General features: G+C 46.8%; 16 protein-coding genes. 13 read left to right on the forward strand and 3 right to left on the reverse strand.

Annotated elements, in window-relative coordinates:
- The first annotated feature begins 429 nt into the window (after nt 1-429).
- From SAPGRDRAFT_RS17810 to SAPGRDRAFT_RS17820, 4 genes are all read left to right on the forward strand, one after another.
- Entirely contained in the window at nt 430-621 is a 192-nt protein-coding gene (locus SAPGRDRAFT_RS17810) for a hypothetical protein (RefSeq protein ID WP_037350514.1), read from the forward strand.
- Nucleotides 622-996: 375 nt separating this feature from the next.
- Nucleotides 997-1143 (forward strand): hypothetical protein, encoded by a 147-nt coding sequence (locus SAPGRDRAFT_RS23185; RefSeq protein WP_172635365.1) that lies wholly within the window; start codon nt 997-999, stop codon nt 1141-1143.
- Between the two features lie 208 nt (nt 1144-1351).
- Nucleotides 1352-2410, forward strand: coding sequence for an RHS repeat-associated core domain-containing protein (locus SAPGRDRAFT_RS17815; RefSeq protein WP_002660793.1), 1059 nt, complete (start codon nt 1352-1354; stop codon nt 2408-2410).
- Nucleotides 2411-2416: 6 nt separating this feature from the next.
- Nucleotides 2417-2851 carry a hypothetical protein gene (locus tag SAPGRDRAFT_RS17820; RefSeq protein ID WP_002660794.1) on the forward strand — a complete coding sequence of 145 codons (435 nt, stop codon included), beginning with the start codon at nt 2417-2419 and terminating at the stop codon, nt 2849-2851.
- 909 nt (nt 2852-3760) lie between these two features.
- Here the strand turns inward: SAPGRDRAFT_RS17820 and SAPGRDRAFT_RS17830 are convergent.
- Nucleotides 3761-4633 (reverse strand): STAS domain-containing protein, encoded by an 873-nt coding sequence (locus tag SAPGRDRAFT_RS17830; RefSeq protein ID WP_002660795.1) that lies wholly within the window; start codon nt 4631-4633, stop codon nt 3761-3763.
- Between the two features lie 301 nt (nt 4634-4934).
- Here SAPGRDRAFT_RS17830 and SAPGRDRAFT_RS17835 point away from each other — a divergent pair, with 301 nt between their 5' ends.
- Complete coding sequence (locus SAPGRDRAFT_RS17835; RefSeq protein WP_002660796.1) at nt 4935-6599, forward strand: glycerol-3-phosphate dehydrogenase/oxidase; 1665 nt, start codon at nt 4935-4937, stop codon at nt 6597-6599.
- Nucleotides 6600-6619: 20 nt separating this feature from the next.
- A complete protein-coding gene (locus SAPGRDRAFT_RS17840) occupies nt 6620-7081 on the forward strand; it encodes a TPM domain-containing protein (protein ID WP_002660797.1) in 462 nt (153 codons plus the stop codon).
- Here SAPGRDRAFT_RS17840 and lpxD read toward each other — a convergent pair.
- A complete protein-coding gene (gene lpxD, locus SAPGRDRAFT_RS17845; protein ID WP_002660798.1) occupies nt 7078-8133 on the reverse strand; it encodes a UDP-3-O-(3-hydroxymyristoyl)glucosamine N-acyltransferase in 1056 nt (351 codons plus the stop codon). The two genes, SAPGRDRAFT_RS17840 and lpxD, sit on opposite strands and share 4 nt — an antisense overlap.
- Nucleotides 8134-8268: 135 nt before the next feature.
- Here lpxD and SAPGRDRAFT_RS17850 point away from each other — a divergent pair, with 135 nt between their 5' ends.
- Nucleotides 8269-9381, forward strand: a complete 1113-nt coding sequence (locus tag SAPGRDRAFT_RS17850) for a T9SS type A sorting domain-containing protein (protein WP_002660799.1) — start codon at nt 8269-8271, stop codon at nt 9379-9381.
- Nucleotides 9382-9616: 235 nt separating this feature from the next.
- Here the strand turns inward: SAPGRDRAFT_RS17850 and SAPGRDRAFT_RS17860 are convergent, their stop codons facing one another.
- Complete coding sequence (locus SAPGRDRAFT_RS17860) at nt 9617-10129, reverse strand: hypothetical protein (RefSeq protein ID WP_002660800.1); 513 nt, start codon at nt 10127-10129, stop codon at nt 9617-9619.
- A 258-nt stretch (nt 10130-10387) separates the two neighbouring features.
- Between SAPGRDRAFT_RS17860 and SAPGRDRAFT_RS17865 the strand changes: the two genes are divergently transcribed.
- The 6 genes from SAPGRDRAFT_RS17865 to SAPGRDRAFT_RS17895 all read left to right on the forward strand — a co-directional run bounded on the left by SAPGRDRAFT_RS17865 (nt 10388) and on the right by SAPGRDRAFT_RS17895 (nt 18725).
- Nucleotides 10388-11791: a phosphoglucomutase/phosphomannomutase family protein gene (locus SAPGRDRAFT_RS17865; protein ID WP_002660802.1), complete on the forward strand. Its 1404-nt coding sequence runs from the start codon at nt 10388-10390 to the stop codon at nt 11789-11791.
- A gap of 276 nt (nt 11792-12067) precedes the next feature.
- Nucleotides 12068-13144 carry a DUF4349 domain-containing protein gene (locus SAPGRDRAFT_RS17870; RefSeq protein ID WP_002660804.1) on the forward strand — a complete coding sequence of 359 codons (1077 nt, stop codon included), beginning with the start codon at nt 12068-12070 and terminating at the stop codon, nt 13142-13144.
- Between the two features lie 219 nt (nt 13145-13363).
- Entirely contained in the window at nt 13364-14776 is a 1413-nt protein-coding gene (gene lpdA / locus SAPGRDRAFT_RS17875) for a dihydrolipoyl dehydrogenase (protein ID WP_002660805.1), read from the forward strand.
- 89 nt (nt 14777-14865) lie between these two features.
- A complete protein-coding gene (locus tag SAPGRDRAFT_RS17880; RefSeq protein ID WP_002660807.1) occupies nt 14866-15732 on the forward strand; it encodes a nucleoside phosphorylase in 867 nt (288 codons plus the stop codon).
- A 78-nt stretch (nt 15733-15810) separates the two neighbouring features.
- Nucleotides 15811-17781, forward strand: a complete 1971-nt coding sequence (locus SAPGRDRAFT_RS17885) for a ComEC/Rec2 family competence protein (protein ID WP_002660808.1) — start codon at nt 15811-15813, stop codon at nt 17779-17781.
- 251 nt (nt 17782-18032) lie between these two features.
- Nucleotides 18033-18725, forward strand: coding sequence for a hypothetical protein (locus SAPGRDRAFT_RS17895; protein ID WP_002660810.1), 693 nt, complete (start codon nt 18033-18035; stop codon nt 18723-18725).
- Nucleotides 18726-19203: the final 478 nt, after the last annotated feature.

Here is a 19203-nt window from a genome sequence, read left to right on the forward strand (position 1 = left end):
GTAGAGAAAGGACTTGAGCGTTTTTACATTATGTATGACACGGCCAAAATGCTTGGACAGATCACATAAAATAAAAGTGGGTAATAGAAAGGTCCGGCAGCTCGCTATTCGCTCGGCCCTGCGCAAAAAACAAGTTTTTGCTTGGTCTGCGGCTTTGCCGCACTGCCTACCATCGCTAGGCCGCTCAGCTGTCTTTTTTTCTTTTGGCGTTCTTCTTCGGCGGTTAGTCAGTTTTGGGCCCATGGGCTGAAGCTCATGGTTGTAGACTATGCAAACTGGCGGGCTAAAGCCCTTGTTTGCTGATGGAGCCTAGTGGAACAGAGAGGGGATGACGATTTTTCAGCTAGCCTAGGGCCTTGGCCCTAGGGTTATTATGAAATTTATGGGGGAGACAAAAACAAAATCAAACTATCGAAGAAAAAATAACCCTTGTTCAAAGCGGTAGAGGATTTTAATCCTCTCCGCACTATAGATACAGAATGGGGTTGTTGTATGGCTGCTGGTTTCAACCTGCAGCCACAGCTAGCAGGCGGCAGTATTGAGATAGTTTTATTAGTCCCTCAACTTTTTCTGGGGTTTTTTGAAAAAGGAGAAATAAGAGATAAAGAAAGCGTCTTTTAGTGGCTAGGTAGCTTTGGGCCGAAGCTTAATGGAAAGCTATAAGTAGAAAAAGCGAACAAGGACTTTCTCCGTCAGTTCGCTCAGTTAATAACCCTGGGCTTCAGCCCAGGGCGCTAAGCATAGCCGCTGTTGACTAAGCTTAATTAAAGATTCTAGGAGCTTGCCTTTTCTGCCATGGGCTGAAGCCCATGCTTGTGGGGCTATGCAAACTAGCGGGCTAAAGCCCTTCTTTGCTGATGAAGCCTAGTGGAACAGAAAAATCCCCTCGAAGGAGGGGATGACAATTTTTTCGATAGCCTAGGGCCTTGGCCCTAGGGTTCCTATGAAATTTATGGGGAAATAAAAAACCAAAACTACCGAAGAAAAAAATAACCCTTGTTCAAAGCGGTAGAGGATTTTAATCCTCTCCGCACTATAGATGTAGAATGGGGTTGTTGTATGGCTGCTGGTTTTAACCTGCAGCCACAGCTAGCAGGCGGCGAAGCCGCCGCAGGCCTAGGGATGGGCAGCAGTGGCCGTTAGGCCAGACCAAGGCGCTGAAAGCGCCGAAGGGCCGAGCGAACAGCGAGCTGCGAAACAGCCCGGCCGCCTTAGGCGGCAGGCCCCAAAAAAAGATAAAAAATAGTATCTTTAGACCTCGTTCTTTGAAATAAAATAAGCTTTAAGCCGCCGCCGCTACGAGCTCTCTAACCACCTAGGCAACGTACTGGCTACGGTCAGCGATAAATCCTTGGGCCAAGACAGCAGCCAAACTGGACAGGCAGATTATTATCTGGCGCAGGTATCTTCGGCAAACCTATACTACCCATTTGGTTGGGAAATGCCTGGCCGCAAGTTTGTGAGTGGGGAGGGCTATCGTTTTGGGTTTAATGGGAAGGAAGATGACCGAGATTGGGGGACGCAAAATATTCAGGATTATGGCTTTAGGTTGTATAATCCGAGTATAGGGAAGTTTTTGAGTGTGGATCCGTTGGCGCCGGATTATCCTTGGTATACGCCCTATCAGTTTGCTGGGAATAAGCCGATTGTATTTATTGATTTGGATGGTTTGGAGCCTGCAACACCAAGAACATTACAGACACCAGCGCTTGACAATGCAAGAGTAATAATACCAAGCATATACCTTAAAGATCAGCATGTAGCGACTCATAGTCAAATGGAGGAGCATAATGCTATGTATGAAAATTTACCTCCTATGGATGAGCCTAGTACTGAAGGGGTTCATGCTGTCTTGGATGGGTTGGGGCTTATTCCTGGCTTTGGAGAACCCGCAGATGGGCTCAATGGGCTCATTTATACAATAGAAGGGAGGCCAGTAGATGCGTCTTTAAGTTGTGCTGCAATGGTTCCCATTCTAGGCTGGACAGCAACAGCCTCAAAATGGACCAAGAATACGGTTAAATATGCTAATAAGGTAGGAGGGAAATCTCATGATTTGGTAAAGGAATCTGCAAGAGCAATAAAGCCAAAAAATCAAAAATCAGCTGGAGAAATTATTACGATAACTAAAGTGGGCTCAAGGTTAGATGCACTTAAAGTGGTAGAAGGCCAAGTGGGAGATTTAGGTAAAGGTGCCAAGCCTAAGATGGGGAAGTTAGTAGGACAGAAGGATAGAGTTACTGGTATGCAGTCGGCAGATGAAAGTCGTGGATGGCGAATTGATTATGATCCTGAGAAGGGGGCCCATTATAATTGGTGGACAGAAAAGGAAAAAGGAGCAGTTCCTTTTGAAGGAACAGAGAGACAAGTAGATCAATTAATAGAATCTTTAACTAATACATATAAATAACAAGATATGATAACAATTACGAATTATTTCTTACAGCCTTATATCAAAGACTTAACACCATTAGCAACTTATAGGTCTAATTTTTTTAAATACTTCTTGCAGGCCCATCATATTCCAGTGAGAACAGATGATTTAATAGATTGGGAACGGTTGGCGCAAGAATACTATACCTTTGATGTGGAGACAGATGAGGATTGGGTTACTGCTCGGCTAAAAGAAACTGAGTTATCAAAAAATTCAGAGTTAATCGTAGAGTTTGGCTATGGTCCACCAATTTGTAAAGTAAAAACATCGACTTTTATAGCGCACTGGTATGATTTCTATAAGGCCTCGGGCTATATAGGTATCAGCGCAGTCAGTTTAAATTTAAAGTACCTGATAGAATTACGTCATGATACGGGCTTGTTTTATAGTAACTTTAAGATAGATCCAGAGTCATAGCATCTATTTTGTCTTCGGACTGCCTAAGGACAAAAGGTTTATTACAACTCATTATGGGCCGATGGTTTTAACCTTCGGCTCATTTTTATTGCGTTTGGTATGGCCGCTTTTGTTGTTGTGGGTTTCAACCTACAGGGATGATAAAATACGATTCATCGCCTAGGAAAAGAGGCGAATACAAGATTTTAACATTAGTCCCTCAACTTTTTCTTGGGAGTTATGAGAGGGGGAGAGGGGAAGAGAGAATAGATAAGAAGTTTTTATATGAAAAGAAGGTATTAGGTTTTTCGGTCCTGCGGCTTTTCATTAGTCCCTCAACTTTTTCTTGGGGGGTGAAAAAAGGATAGATAAAGAAAGCGTCTTTTAGCGGCTAGGCAGTTTTGGGCCGAAGCTTAATGGAAAGCTACAAGTAGAAAAAGCGAACAAGGACTTTAGTCCGCTAGTTCGCTCAGGCAACAACCCTGGGCTTCAGCCCAGGGTGCTAAGGATAGCCGCTGTTGACTAAGCTTAATTAAAGATTCTAGGAGCTTGCCTTTTCTGCCATGGGCTAAAGCCCATGGTTGCGGGGCTATGCAAACTGGCGGGCTAAAGCCCTTGTTTGCTGGAAAATGGAAAAAATTTAGCTCCAAGAAAAACCACAACCGCAAAGAAAAATCCCCTTGAATGAGGGGATGGCGATTTTTTAGCTAGCCTAGGGCCTTGGCCCTAGGGATGGCCGAAGGCCAAACGGCCTAGGGGCCTGAAAGGGGGCGGCGAAGCCGCAGACCCAGCCAGCTTGCTGGCGCAGGGCCGAGCAGACCTGCGAGCCCTGTAAGGGCCCGGCCGCCAAAGGCGGCAGGCCCCAAAAAATAACCCCTCATCCAAAAAAAGATGAGGAGTTATCAACAGGGGAATAGTAAGGGGAGCAACTTAAACGATGGCCGTGCCGCCTTCTTGGATGGCCAAACGGAGCGCATCTCGCATACTGCCCGTGGTCCGAATTTCATCAATGGCAATGCCTAGCTCTACGATGGTTTGGGCAATGGGACCAGAAACGCCAGAAATCATGCACTCACTGCCCATCAGGCGAGCAGCCTTGGTCATTTTGATGAGGTGGTTGGCAACGGCAGTATCTACAATCGCCACCCCACTAATGTCTAAAATAAAAAACTTAGCCTGACTCTTGGCAATTTCTTCCAACATAGCCTCCATAACATCTTTGGATCGCTTAGAATCAATAAAGCCCACCAAAGGCAATAGTAAAATCCCCTGCCAAATTTGAGCAATAGGAGTTGACAACTGCTTGAGGGCCTCATTTTGCTCCTCTAAATCGTTAATTGCTTTTTGCCGATAAACTTCGGCGACAATGCTGAGGTCTATCTGGGCAAAGCCCTTGAGGGCCCTCACCAATTCGGGAGTGGGGGTATTGTATTTCATGAAAACCTGAAAAATGAGCTCATGAAATTTAGCAATCATGGCGGTAAAGGCCTCTAAACTAACGCCAGAACGCAAAAATAACCAGCGGGCCTCGGTTTGCCGTTCTACATAATCATCATTAAAAGAACCTGCGGCCATATCTTTCCAAATCTCGGATTTTCCCGTCCGAGTCATTTCTACCATCTGTTGGGTAAAAGAATTGCTGTAGGGGCCTTCTTCCATCCAAGCAACGATTTCCTTAAACGTCCAATCAATTCCCTCCTGCGGGATCTGCTTACTGGCCAAATTGATCAGCTGGCTTTCTTCCTCACTATAAAAAAATAACTGCCTGTATAAGGCGGCAGAGTAGGTTATTCGTTTTCCCATGCTATTGACTGTTTTGTTTCAAAAATGCCATATAATATAAGTATTAAAAGGTTAAATTTGAATAAATTTAGAATTTAATTTTACTCTAATTAGCTTTAACTAAATATTATTTTTTAGTTTTTGCGTCACAAAACACTGTATGTTGTTTTTTTTCTGCACCTAATACCTGTTATCTTTATGGTGTAATTCCGAATTGGCTAGAGAGAAGTCTGCTAAAAAAAAAGGGCTACTTATTCGGCTTTTTCTACTAGTTCCTTAACTTACTGAGGAAGATGAATTCTTTGTTTTACCAAAATTAGTTATGCAGCCAAAAACGTCTACTCATAAATTTTCTGTAAAAGAACGCGCCCGTTATTTATTAACTACTCATGATAAAACCTATGACCTTTTGGTTATTGGAGGAGGTGCTACAGGGGCCGGTATTGCCCTAGATGCCGCTAGCCGAGGACTGTCGGTGGTCTTGGTTGAAAAAAACGACTTTGCTTGGGGGACCAGCAGTCGCTCGACAAAACTGATTCATGGCGGTTTGCGCTATCTTAAGCAGTTGGAGCTGGGCTTGGTCCGTGAAGTGGGCCTAGAACGGGCCATTGTACACCATAATGCCCGTCATATTGTTCGGCCCGAAAAAATGCTCCTTCCTATTATAGAAGAGGGCTCTCTAGGAAAATGGTCGAGCTCTTTGGCGCTTTGGGTGTATGACCGCCTAGCCAAAGTGAATAAAACAGAGGCCCGCCAAATGCTGAGCAAAGAGGAAACCCTAGCGGCAGAACCCCTTTTGCCTCAGGATATTGTTAAGGCCGGAGCCATGTATTATGAATATCGAACAGATGATGCCCGCCTGACCATTGAGTTACTCAAAACAGCTGTAGAACAGGGCGCTTTGGCCCTCAACCATAGCGAAATGCTCAACTTTACCTATGATGAAAGTGGTCAAGTCACAGGAGCGGCTATTCGCGATTATATCTTGGAGGAAGAATATGAACTCAAGGCCAAACAGGTAGTGAATGCTACAGGACCTTGGGTAGATGAACTCCGCAGCAAAGATGCCGATGGGGTAGAGGGCAAACGCCTACATTTATCAAAGGGAGTGCATCTGGTGGTCGATCGGCAGCGCCTGCCTATCCAACAAGCGGCCTATTTTGATGTGCGCCAAGATGGCCGAATGATTTTTGCCATTCCTAGAGAGAATTGTACTTATATCGGTACCACCGACACGGACTATAAAGGAGCCATTGATAGCCCCCGCAGCGAACAAGCAGATGTGGATTATATTTTGGCCGCCTGCAAAGAGATGTTTCCCGAACATCCCCTAACGGAAGATGATATCGAGTCTTCTTGGGCGGGTTTGCGGCCCTTAATTCATGAAGATGGTAAGTCGGCCTCGGAGCTGTCTAGAAAAGATGAAATTTTCCATGCTTCTTCTGGCCTTATTTCTATTGCCGGTGGAAAACTAACTGGCTACCGCAAAATGGCCGAAAGAGTGGTGGACCAAATTGTGAAGCGCTTGGGCCTAGACGCAAGCTGCCAGACCGAAAACTTGCTCCTCACAGGAGGCGATTTTGCCAGCGAAGAAGAGTTTGACCGCTTTATTCAGTTAAGAGTGGGAGAGGCCAAGCAGATTTCGGCCAGCCCAGAGCAAATTGGCCGCTTGGCCAGACGCTATGGGGCCAATCTGGACCTTATCCTAGAAAATGCTTTTGCCCTGCATGCCGAGGTCCAAGATCCAGCCGATCGCCTACTCTTTGCCGAGCTGCAATATGCTCTAGAATATGAAAGTGTGGGCAGTTTGGCCGATTTCTTTATCCGTAGAACGGGCAAGCTCTATTTTGAACGAGCCGCTATCATTGCCGAATATCCCAAAGTGATGCAGCGCATGCTCAAATACTTTAATTGGGGCCCCTCGGAGTTGCAACTGCAAATGCAAGAATTACAACAAGCTTATATGCAAGCCGTAGATTTTGCCTAAAAAAACAAAATAATAATCCTATGAAAATACCATTCTTAAGTAAGCAGCCCAAGCATTTTTTTAAGCCAGAAGAGGAAGACCAATTGATTGCGGCCATCCGAGAGGCAGAAGCTAAAAGCTCTGGGGAAATTCGGGTGCATGTAGAGCCCAAATTTAAGGGAGAAGATGCTTTTGCCCGTGCTTTAGTTTGTTTTAAGGAACTAGAGATGCAAAAAACCAAGCAGCAAAATGGAGTCTTGTTTTACTTGGCCTATGAGCAGCACAAATTTGCCATTGTGGCCGATCAGGGCATCAATGCGGTGGTCCCCGCTAATTTCTGGGATGAAATTCGGGACAATTTGCATACTGCTTTTCAGAAAAAGCAATTTTTAGAAGGCCTCAAGGCTGCCATTTTACAAACTGGCGAGCAACTCAAGGCCCATTTTCCACATGCCGGAGATGATGATCAGAACGAATTGCCTGATGAAATCTCTAAGGCTTAGTCTTCTTTTTCTTGCAGGGCCTTTAGGGCTTTTCTAAGCGCATTGACCTCTTTTTGGAGGCGGGGCAACTGCTTGAAGACCGCTTGAGAGCGCAAGAAATCATTATAAGGGAGAGCCGGGGAGCCAAAGAGCGCCTGGTTCTCCTTTTTTACGCTCTTGTTGATCCCACTTTGGGCCTGAATTTTTGTGCCCTTGGCCAATTGGATGTGGCCGACCAGCCCTACCTGTCCACCAATAAGGCAGTTTTCGCCTACCTTGGTGCTGCCCGCAATACCCGCCTGAGCCGCCACGGCGGTATGCTGGCCAATCTCTACATTATGAGCAATCTGGATGAGGTTGTCGAGCTTAACCCCCTGCTTAATTAGGGTTTGGCCCATGGTGGCACGGTCAATCACCGTATTGGCCCCCACTTCTACCTGATCTTCTAGAATGACAATCCCCAATTGTGGAATCTTCTCATAGCTGCCATCGGCCTGAGGCGCAAAGCCAAAGCCATCGGAACCAATTACAGAGTTGGCATGAATGATACAGTTTTGGCCAATTTGACAGCCTTTCAAAATGCGAACGCCAGGCTCAATGATACTGCCCGAACCAATTTTTACATCTGCGCCAATATAGGCCTGCGGATAAATTTTTGCGCCCGCCTCAATGATGGCATGGGGGCCAACATAGGCCAAAGCGCCTACTTCTGCACCCTCTGCAACCTTTGCCGAAGGATCAATGACGGCCTGAGGCGAAATCTGCTGGGCCGCAGGAGCCTCTGCCTGGGCCGCCTGAAAATGCTGGAGCAAAAAGCTAAGGCTGGCATAAACGTCTTTTACACGCAGCAAGGTGGCCGAAATAGGAGCCTGCGGCTCAAAGTCAAGCCCCACCAAAACTATAGAGGAGGCACAGTTATAAAGGTAAGATTCATATTTTGGGTTGCCCAAAAAGCTAATAGCGCCAGGCTCACCTTCCTCAATTTTGGCGGGTTTATGAACCCGAACATTGGGGTCGCCTTCAATTTTAGCGTCGAGCAAATGGGCCAATTCGGCAGCAGAAACAGATTTCATTATGCAGATTAGATTGAATGGTGGAAAAATGCACCCCAATATGCAATTTTTGCCGCCAAAAAACAAAAAGAGATTTTTCAATGAGATAATCTTATCTTAGTAGATTCTATAACATGAACTAAAATTTAGGAAAGGATGAGAAAATCACTACTTCTCTGGGCCCTTTTGGCCCTACCTAGCTTGGCCCTTTTTGCCCAGCCCACCCTCACAAATTCAATTTTTCCCGCCGCTGGCGATGTCTTTGAACGCTCAACTAGCCTCAGTAGTTTCGACTCCCTGGCGCTGGCCATTACGCCCGCTTCTAATCAAGCCCAAACTTGGAATTTTACTTCTTTACGGACCGAAAACTTTAGCCGCGATAGTGTAGAAGCTGCCAACCGCCCCGATTTCCCCACTGCCGATATTCAACAACCCTTTTTTGGCCAAGCGCAGGTATTTATTGATATCAGTAGCACAAAAATGGAGTATGTAGCCGGCGCCCTGGGCTTTGGTCCAATCGCCTTTTCAGGCCTTTTTAATGACCCCCTAGAGATTCAACGAGCTCCCCTCAACTATGGAGATAACTATACCGATAGCTATCAGTTACTTATTTCAGAACATATTGATAGCGTGCCTAACCTTCGCCAACTGATCGACTCTCTGGGCCTGCCCATCGATCCCGATTCGATCCGCATTAACCTAGAAGGCGACTATGAGTCAGAGGTAGATGCTTTTGGAACTTGCCAGTTGCCCGATAGTAGCTATACCGTTTTGCGCCAGCATACGGTCAATTACTCGGATGTGCAAATTGAAGCCTATTTTGTGACGCCTTTTGGCGCAGGTTGGCAGGATATCAGTAGCACGATTGCTGGCCAATTGCCCATCCCGCTCAGCGATACCACGGAGCAGTTTAGCTTTATTGCCGAAGATGAGGGCATGCCCGTGGCCAGACTCACCACCAATAAGGATAATCAAACCGTAGAAGCTGCCGAGTTTAAAGGCCAAAGACAGATCGGAACAGCAGTGCAAGCTGTGGCGGTGCAGGGGTTTCGCCTCTATCCTCAACCCGCCCAAGATGCCGTTTATCTAGAACTCGAGCTTTTGCAGGCGCCCTACCAACTCTATAATTTGCAAGGCCAACTCCTACAATCTGGCCTATGGCAACAGGGAGCTAGCCTTCCTTTGGCCAATTTGCCCGCTGGCCCTTATTTGCTCCGCCTCCAAGATGAAAAAGGCCAATTGTATCAACAGATGCTCATTAAGGGCTAGTCTTTTTTTTAGGATTTGGGGCCCGCGGCCAGCAAGCTGGCCGCCGCTATGCTGCGGGGCTCACAGGTCTGTTCGGCCCTTCGCCGCTTACAGCGGCTCGGTCTGGCCTTCGGCCACCCCTCCGCAGCGCTGGGCCGCTCATCTTTTATTTTTTCTCTAAACGGACCGCTTCGGCCCCAAAAAGAAAGGGCGCAAAACCTAGGTTTTGCGCCCTTTTTATGCTTGTCTCAAAAGATTAAGACCAACGAATAGTTTGGCTGGCGGTGCTACCATCATACTGTTTGCCTGTTTTGGTTTTTAGACTTAGACTGAGCATGAACTCAAAGCATTTGTCATTCCAAATCCAAGAAGGGAGCTCCTTGCAAGCATCCCAAAGGTTGCCTTCTGCTTCTAGCACCACAATAAAGCTGTTTTTACCCGCTAGCGAGAGCGGCATTTTGGGACTAACGGCCTTTAAGGGAATGTAAACGGGGTCAATTTGCATATCAGGCTCATCATCGTAGCTGTACCAATCTTCTTGGTCTACAACACAATTAGGAACTAGCTCCTCTACTTCTACATCTCCCTCTACGCTTACTTCCGCAAAAAGATAAATGCCATCCAATTGATCATAACCAAATTCTTCATAGGGTTTTACCCATTTCACAAAGCCATTGTGGTCTGCTTCGCTCAATACGCCCTTGAGCTCTTCGTCTAATCGTTGTTTTACTTCTGCCGTTAGGGCCGTGAATGCTGTAGTCACTTTCATTTTTTAGAGTTGTTTTAGCTGTAAAAAAATAGAATTGTTCTTTGCCTGTGACAGGCGCTGCCAAAGCTAAAGGATTGTTTTTTGCCCCGCTGTGATTTTTTACCTTTTTAGGAACTTTTTTTTGAGGAGCTCCCAAAAGGCTTTTCAGGCCCTCATTTTTAATTGATGGCTTTTAGGTTTTAAGGAGTTCAGAAAAAAATTTATCTTTCGCCTTCAAGGACCAAGAGGTCCAGCAATTTTGATTTACAAAAAGCCAAGATGACGAAGATTAAATTTGGTACCGATGGCTGGCGCGCCATCATCGCAGATACGTACACCAACGATAACCTCAAAAGAGTAGCCTTAGCTACCGCTCAATATATTAAGGCCGAAGGTGGCCAAGCTGTAGTGCTCGGACACGATTGCCGTTTTGCAGGAAGCATGTTCGCCGATTTGGCGGCCCGCATTTTTGCCGACCAAGGCCTGAAGGTCTATTTGGCCCAAGGTTTTGTGTCTACTCCCATGGTTTCTTTAGGGGTGGTTTTGCAAAAGGCATTTATGGGCGTGGTCATCACGGCCAGCCATAACCCCCCTAGCTACAATGGCTATAAATTAAAGTCGGCTTATGGTGGGCCCAGCATTCCCGCCGAAGTAACGGAGGTAGAGGACCGCATCGCTGATGAGGTACCCGCTACGCCAAGCACTACCCAAGCAGAATTTGTCGCTCAAGGCAAAATCGAATATATCGATCTCGAAAAATTGTATGTGGAGCACTGCCGCAAGGCCTTTGATATCGAGGCCATCAACAATTCTTTTGTCAATTTGGCTTATGATGCCATGTATGGCGCTGGACAAAATGTGGTTCGCCAGCTGATTCCAGCGGTAACGGAATTGCATTGCGATTATAATCCTAGCTTTATGGGCCAAGCTCCAGAGCCCATCCACCGCAACCTAGGCGAGCTCTCTGCTCTTTTGGCCAAAACACCCGAACTCAACGCAGGCCTAGCCAATGATGGCGATGCCGACCGCATCGGCATGTATGATGAAGAGGGCCGCTTTGTCGATTCGCACCAGATTTTGTTGCTCCTCATTCACTACCTACACAAATATAAAGGGCTTTCGGGCAAGGTGGTCGTGACTTTCTCGGTAACAGATAAAGTGAAAAAACTTTGCGAACGCTATAACTTAGATTGCCAAGTGACCAAAATCGGCTTTAAATATATTGCCGAAATTATGACCAAAGAGGAGGTCCTCGTTGGGGGAGAAGAATCGGGCGGAATTGCCGCTACGGGCCATATTCCCGAAAGAGACGGCATCTGGATTGGCCTCATTCTCCTTGAGTTTATGGCCAAAACAGGCAAAACCCTTAGCCAATTGATGGACGAAATCTATGAGCTAGTTGGCCCCTTCGCCTTCAACCGCGATGATCTCCACCTCAATAATGAGCTAAAATGGCAGATTGTAGAAAATTGTAAGGCAGGCAGCTATAGCCAATTTGGTCCCTACAAGATCCAAAAAGTGGAGGATATTGACGGCTTTAAGTTTTACCTCCGCGATGATGCTTGGGTAATGATTCGCCCCTCAGGCACCGAGCCCGTTTTGCGGGTCTATGCCCAAGCGCCTACCGATGAAGAGGTGCGCCAAATCCTAGATGCTACCAAAGCGGCTCTTTTAGAGGGCTAAGATTTGGGGCCTCCCGCAGCCCTGTTAAGTGGGGCTGCGGGCGCTAGGTTGCGGGGCTCGCAGGTCTGCTCGCTCGGCCGTTATTCCCTTCGGTCATCGAACTGCGGCTTTCAGCCTTGTTGTCGGCGGCTTTGCCGCCTCGGTCTGGCCTTCGGCCACCCCTCCACAGCGGTTACTCCCTTTGGTCATCGAACTGCGGACTAAAGTCCTTGTTGTGGCCATTCGGCCTTTGGCCGCTAGGGAACTATCTCTCCACTGCTAATTGCCTAAAATCGCATGAATAAAAAAGCATACTTACTTTTAGCTCTGCCTTTTTTCTGGACCGCCTGCCAATCGCCTCCCACACAAGAGGTTTTGGCCCAAGAAGCGGCCAAAGAAAATGCCGCTCAAGAAACGGCTTATCGCTTCAAGCAATGGAGCCGAAAAATGGAGGCTTCTACTATTGATAGTAGCAGCCAGTCTGTACAACTACAACGCCTTAGTCTTAGCCTAGACGCTTCGGCTAAGGAGGAGGTCAAAGCTATTTTGGCCCAATATGACGATAAAGAAAACCAAGCTCCCGATAGCTTGTTTCAGGAAGATGCGCCCAGCAAAAAGACCAAAATGCCCATTGAAAATGGGGCCGTTTTGATTGGGGTGCGCAACTATGAGCAAGCTTATAAGAAAATCAAGGAGTTAGCCGCTACTTATCAGGCCGAAATTCTTTCTGAGGAAGAAAAGGGCAGTGATTTACAGCTGGAAAATACTTTGGTCCTACAACTGCCGCCCAGCAACTTCCAGATCTTTTTGGAAGAACTGCGGGAGCTTTCTGTAGTGGTTCGGGAAAAACGCATTTGGCGCCAAGATTTGGGTGGCCAATTTGTAGAGCTCGACAGCCGCTTGAAGAATAAGTATTTGGCCAAAACTCGTTTGGAGAGCCTAATGCGCAATGCGCAGGATGCTCAAGCCATTTTGCCTATTCAAAGAGAGTTGGACCAAATTACGGAGGAGATTGAGCTGCTCAAGCAGGCGGTCAATCTTATGCTAGAAAAAACGGCTCATAGCAGCATTACCTTAACCTTTTACCAGGAGGTGAACCCAGAGGAAAAGGTAGCGCAGGCTGCTTTTGGCAATCGGATGGCAGAAGGAGCGCAGACGGGTTGGACTGATTTTAAGGAGTCTTTGGTGAGCATGGCTTACCTTTGGCCCTATATTCTACTTGGCCTTATCTTTTCGCTAACGGCACTTTTTGCAGCCCGTTCTAGCCGAAAAAGGGCGCAGCAAGCCAAACTAAAAGCCTTTCAGGCGCAGCAAGCTTGGCTGATGCAGCAAAAGCAGTTGCTAGAGCCTAAGCAGCCCAAGGACAGCGAATAGGCAGCTTGCTGCCTTTGGGCCAGCGGCCCAAAACGGCCTAGCGATGTGTAGGGGTGGCCAAAGGCCAGACCGAGTTTTTTGAGCAAAGCGAAAAAAACGAAGGGCCGAGCAGACTTGCGAGCCCCGAAACGTAGCGCCTGCCGCAGGCAGGAGGCCCCAAAAAAATATTAAAAAATCTCTTTTGGGAAGAGTTCTTCCCGACTATAAAAAATGAGCAAGATGAAGTACGATCTCACCATCATCGGATCTGGACCTGGCGGTTATGTAGCCGCTATTCGCGCTGCCCAGCTAGGGCATAAAGTGGCCATTATTGAGCGTTATCCTACTTTGGGTGGAACCTGCCTGAACGTGGGGTGTATCCCCTCAAAAGCGCTATTGGATTCTTCGGAGCATTTTCATGCGGCGGAGAAAAAATTTCAAGACCACGGCATTAACGTTTCTGGACTTTCTGTAGATTTTGAGCAGATGGTGAAGCGTAAGGACGAGGTGGTTTCGCAGACTTGTGCGGGGGTAGAGTTCTTGATGAAAAAGAACAAAATTACCGTTTATACGGGCCACGGAAGCTTTGTGAACCGCAATACGATTCAGATTGCGCCCAAGGATGGCGAAGGCGAAACGCAGACCATCGAGACCGACAAAGTGATTATTGCGACGGGTTCTAAGCCTGTTTTGCCTGCCGCTTTCAATTACGACAAGCAGCGTGTAATTAGCTCAACAGAGGCCTTGACCTTGAAAGAAGTGCCCAAGCGTTTGTTGGTCATTGGTGCTGGTGTAATTGGATTGGAATTGGGCTCTGTTTATGCTCGTTTGGGCACAGAGGTCGAGGTGATTGAGTACCAAAATGCTGTTTTGGGTGGCATGGATGCCGATTTGGGCAAAGAAATGCGCAAAGTGCTCAAAAAAGAATTGAAAATCAAGTTCCACCTCAACCATAAGGTAGAAACTGTAGAAAACCTAGGCGAGGAAGTGAAATTGGTAGCTGAGGCGCGTAAAGATGGTAAAAAACTGGAGCTTCAAGCTGATTATTGTCTAGTGGCTATTGGTCGCCGTCCTTATACGGATGCTTTGGGGCTAGAAAATGTAGGCGTTGAGTTGGATGAGCGTGGGCGCGTCAAAATTGACAACAACATGCAAACCAATGTAGAAGGTATTTTTGCGATTGGGGATGTTGTTCGTGGTGCCATGTTGGCTCATAAAGGAGAGGAAGAAGGCGTTTATGTAGCAGAATACATCAGTGGGCAGAAGCCTCATATCAACTACAATTTGATTCCTGGCGTGGTTTATACTTGGCCTGAAGTGGCTGCAGTGGGGCAGACTGAAGAAGAATTGAAAGCGGCGAAAGTAGCTTATAAAGTGGGTAAATTCCCCTTTAAGGCCCTTGGTCGCGCTCGTGCTTCTGCGGATACCAATGGGTTTGTAAAAATCCTATCGGATAAAGAAACCGATGAGGTTTTGGGCGTGCACATGATTGGTGCTCGTTGTGCCGACCTTATTATTGAGGCCGTAGCGGCTATGGAATTCCGTGCTTCTGCCGAGGATATGTCTCGTTATAGCCATCCGCATCCCACCTTTACCGAAGCGGTAAAAGAGGCTGCCTTGGCGGCCACCGAAGACCGCGCCTTGCATAGCTAGGTCAAAAATAACAGAAATAAGGAGCAACAGCTTTTGGACCGGTGCCAAGGGCTGTTGCTTTTTTTTATAAGAAGCTAATAACAACAACTATGAGTTTAGCCGCATCAGAATTGATTTTGAATCCCGATGGCAGCATTTATCATTTGAATATGCAGCCCGAACAACTGGCCGATACCGTTATTTTGGTTGGCGATCCCGAGCGAGTGAGTAAAATCAGTTGCTACTTTGACCGTATAGATACTGAAATTCGCAAAAGAGAATTTGTGATCCATACCGGAGAAATGGGCGGGAAGCGCATCACGGTCATGTCGACAGGTATGGGGACCGATAATATTGACATTGTCATCAATGAGCTAGATGCTTTGGTCAATATTGATTTAAAAACAAGGAGCCTAAAAAAAGAACTGCGCAGCCTAAAGCTTCTACGGATAGGCACCTCGGGCAGTTTGCGAGAGGATATTCCCGTAGGGAGCTTATTGATGAGTCGCTATTCGATTGGTTTGGAAGGTCTATTGGGCTTTTATGAGCGGCCTATGAGCGAAAAGGAAAACCTATTGGCCCAAAAGGCCCAAGCTTTGTTGGCTGGCTTAGACTTTGGTATTCGTCCGGAGGCTGTCAGTTGTGGAACTGCGCTATTAGAGCAATTTCGTCCCGCTGGCTTTTTGGAGGGCATTACGCTAACGGCAACGGGCTTTTATGCCCCACAAAACCGAGAACTCAGAGCGAAGAACCGCATGCCCGAGCTATTATCGAAATTTAGAGCCTTAGAATTTGATGGATACAAAGCCACCAATTTAGAAATGGAAACGGCTGGAATTTATGGCTTGGCTAGGGCTTTGGGCCATCAGGCCCTTTCGCTAAATGCGATTTTGGCCAATAGAGAGGCGGGGATCTTCCACGATCAGCCCAAAAAATTGGTCAAAGAACTGATTGAGAAGAGCTTGGAGCTAATTTAAAGTATACCATAGTTTTATAGTTTGTTTTTTTAGTTTATATTGAGGGTGATTTATTTAAAGTTACCTCAATACAGACTTATGAACTGGAGTACGATTCCATTTTTCCGTTTACTTTTACCGGGCTTATTGGGCCTAGTGTTAGCTTATTGGCTGCCTTGGGCGGCTGCGGCCCATTGGGGCGCATATTCATTTTGGGGCTTATTGCTTCTTTTATTGCTTGGGCAATATTTGGGGCGATACTCCCCATTTTTTTGGCGTTTTTGGGGTTTGGGTTTGCAGTTGCTGCTCCTATTGGGGGGCTATGTTTGGACCTATGATCGGGTTTTGCGGCCAACAGAGCAGCCAATTCCATTAGTCTGGACCGAGTTTCGGGCTAGGGTAAATAGTTTACCGCAGCCCAAGCGCAAAACGGTACAGCTGCAGTTACAGCTAGCGCATTATTATGAGGCGGAAAAGGGCTGGCGAGTTTGTCGAGAGCCGCTGTTGTTGTATTTGCCCAAGGATAGCCAGGCTTTGGCGCTTAATTATGGCGATGAATTGGTCCTTTTGGGCAAGCCGAGGGCTTTTGAGGCGCCTAAAAACTACGGTCAATTTGATGCTCGGGCCTATTATGGTCAAAAGGGGATTTCGGCCCAAATGTATAGCAAAAACTGGCGTTTAGCGGCCAAGGCAGCGCCTAGCTTTTGGGGCATTTTAATTGATTGGCGTTTATTTTTAAAGGCGAGATTGCGGCGGTTAATTCCCGATGATGATGGCGCTTATTCGGTAGCGGCGGCTTTGATTTTGGGCGACAAGACCGATTTGGACCAGGAGCTTCGGCAGGCTTATTCGACTACAGGGGCCAGTCATGTTTTGGCGGTTTCGGGCTTGCATGTGGGCTTGTTGGCCAGTATTTTGGGGGCCTTAATCAAATTATTTAGGCGAAGATCGGCCTGGCGTTATTCTTTTCGAGAGGCTATTTTATTATTGTTGGGCATTTGGTTATTTGCCTTATTGACGGGGGCGGCGCCCTCGGTTTGTCGGGCGAGTAGTATGTTTTCGTTGTTGATTTTGGGGCAGTGTTTGGGCCGAAACTCCTCGATTTACAATAGTCTTTCGGGCTCAGCTTTTTTGCTCTTGCTATATGATCCTGCCAATTTGTGGAATTTAGGTTTTCAGCTTTCTTATTTGGCTGTTTTGGGCATTGTTTATTTTCAGCCCAAGCTTTATCGCTGGTATTATTTTTCTTTTTGGCCCATGCAATACATCTGGGGTTTGTTTACGGTTTCTTTGGCGGCACAACTGGCTACTTTGCCGCTCACGCTCTATTATTTTCATCAGTTTCCCAGTTATTTTTGGTTGTCGGGTTTGTTGGTGGTGCCTTTGGCGGGCATTCTTTTGCCTTTGGGCATGGCGGCCTTATTGTGTTTAGATATTCCCATTTTGGGTGGACTTTTATCTTGGGCTCTTGTTCAGCTTTTGCGTTTGATGAATGGGGCTATTTTGGCGATAGAAACCTGGCCAATGGCCAAAATTTCGGCTTTTGAGTTGGCTTCTTGGGAGCTACTACTGGCTTATTTTGCTATTTTATCTTTGGTATTGAGCTTAGCATGGCGGCGGATTTCTCCCTTATTGCTAGGCGCTTGTTGTTTATTGTTCATTTTGGGCCATAATAGCTGGCAGCAGTTGCTGGCCGAAAAACAGGCGAATTTGGCGGTTTATCAAAGCAATCGAGGGTTGTATATAGACTATTTTCATGGTCGAACGGCCTATAGTTATTATGATTCGACGGTTTGGTCTTCGGCTCGGCAGCGGGGATATTTATCGGCGGGTAGTCAGCGGCGGGCCAAAATAAAAACCTTGGAAGAGCAGCCCGTTGCGAGCAATCAAAATCAATGGTTATTATTGGGCCAAAAGCGGATATTGCTTCTTTATCGGCGGCCTGAGCATTGGCCCAAAAAAAAGATTGATTATCTTATAGCGGATAGTCGGCTTTCAGACAGTTTGTTTCTTCCCATCATGCAGCAGCAACCTAATATACAACTGATAAGAACATCTTTAGGGAGATAATTTGGGGCCCGCGGCCAGCTTTGCTGGCCGCCGCTATGCTGCGGGGCTCACAGGTCTGTTCGGCCCTTCAGGCTACACTTCGTTTCGCCTTCGGTCTGGCCCTTCGGGCCACCCCTTCGCAGCGCTGGGCCGGGGCTCGCTTCGCTCGCAGGCGGCTTCGCCGCCTAGGCAGCAAAAGAGACGCACTCAAAATTTTAATATTAGTCCCTCAACTTTTTCTGAATACCTGAAAGGAAAAATACACAAATAAAATGATGAAGAAATTAACAGGAATAGCGCTCTCAACAATGTTCCTTTGGGGCTGTGGAAATAGTCCGTTAAAGGATACGAAAAGCGGAAGCTCTTTAGATGAAGAGCAAAGATTGCCGAAGGAGTTGGAGGAAAACTACTTGAGGTTAAAGGATCGAATTCCATTAAGTGAAAAAGACTATGCAGATAGTATTGTGTATCGAGAAGGGATTCGCCTAAAAGATTATGCTTATATTATAGAGTCAACGGTCCTAAAAGATAGTGTGTTGGATGAGCAGGATTTTATTCCGCCAGTAGTGGGACAAAGAGCTATTATTATGTATAAGGATAGTGTTTTAGGCATTAAGTATTCTCCTTCAATTATGAAAGAAGTAGAGTTGAAAACTGGCAAAGGTTTAATGTTGGATGTTGTCATTAAAGGGATTGGGTTTTTCTCTGGAAAAAAGGGAATTTTGTTTTATGCTTCAGGTCGTGGCCCTCGATTCTGCAGAGATTGTAATCAATTGCGACTTCTTTATTCTTTAGAGGGGGAAGAGATCTATTGCCTTTATCAGGGACCATATGAAGAAGAAGCAATTATTCAGAATGGGGACTTTGAAGCAATTTGGAAAGAGTACGGGATGTATCAAGGATCTTTAAGTGAGGAATTATCGCTTGATGAAGTCCTTGATATTCCACTGGTTGATTTAAAATAGTTTATAGTTATAGGCCTCCCGCCTTCGGCGGGCGGTTACTCCCTTTGGTCGTCGAACTGCGGACTAAAGTCCTTGTTGTCGTTTCGGGGCTCGCTGTTACTTGCTTCGCTGCGTCGGCTCCCGTTGGTCGGCTCGCTCGGCCCTGTGCGGGCTTCGCCCGCTGGGTCTGGCCTTCGGCCACCCCTGCACATCGGTTACTCCCTTTGGTCGTCGAAGACGCCCTAAAGGGCTTGTTGTGGCCTGCGGCCCTAGGGGCCTGCTATATGGGCCTGTAGGTTGAAACCTACAGCCAATTAACGAATGCATTTTGGGTTCAATGGAGGGTTGAAACCCTCCCTAAATAAACATTTTAGCCCTTCTTTGCTGATAGAGCCTAGTGGAACAGAAAATCCCCTCGAATGAGGGGATGGCGATTTTTTCGATAGCCTAGGGCCTTGGCCCTAGGGTTCCTATGAAATTTATGGGGAAATAAAAAACC

The sequence above is a fragment of the Saprospira grandis DSM 2844 genome (assembly GCF_000275825.1).
GTDB classification, from domain to species: domain Bacteria; phylum Bacteroidota; class Bacteroidia; order Chitinophagales; family Saprospiraceae; genus Saprospira; species Saprospira grandis_A.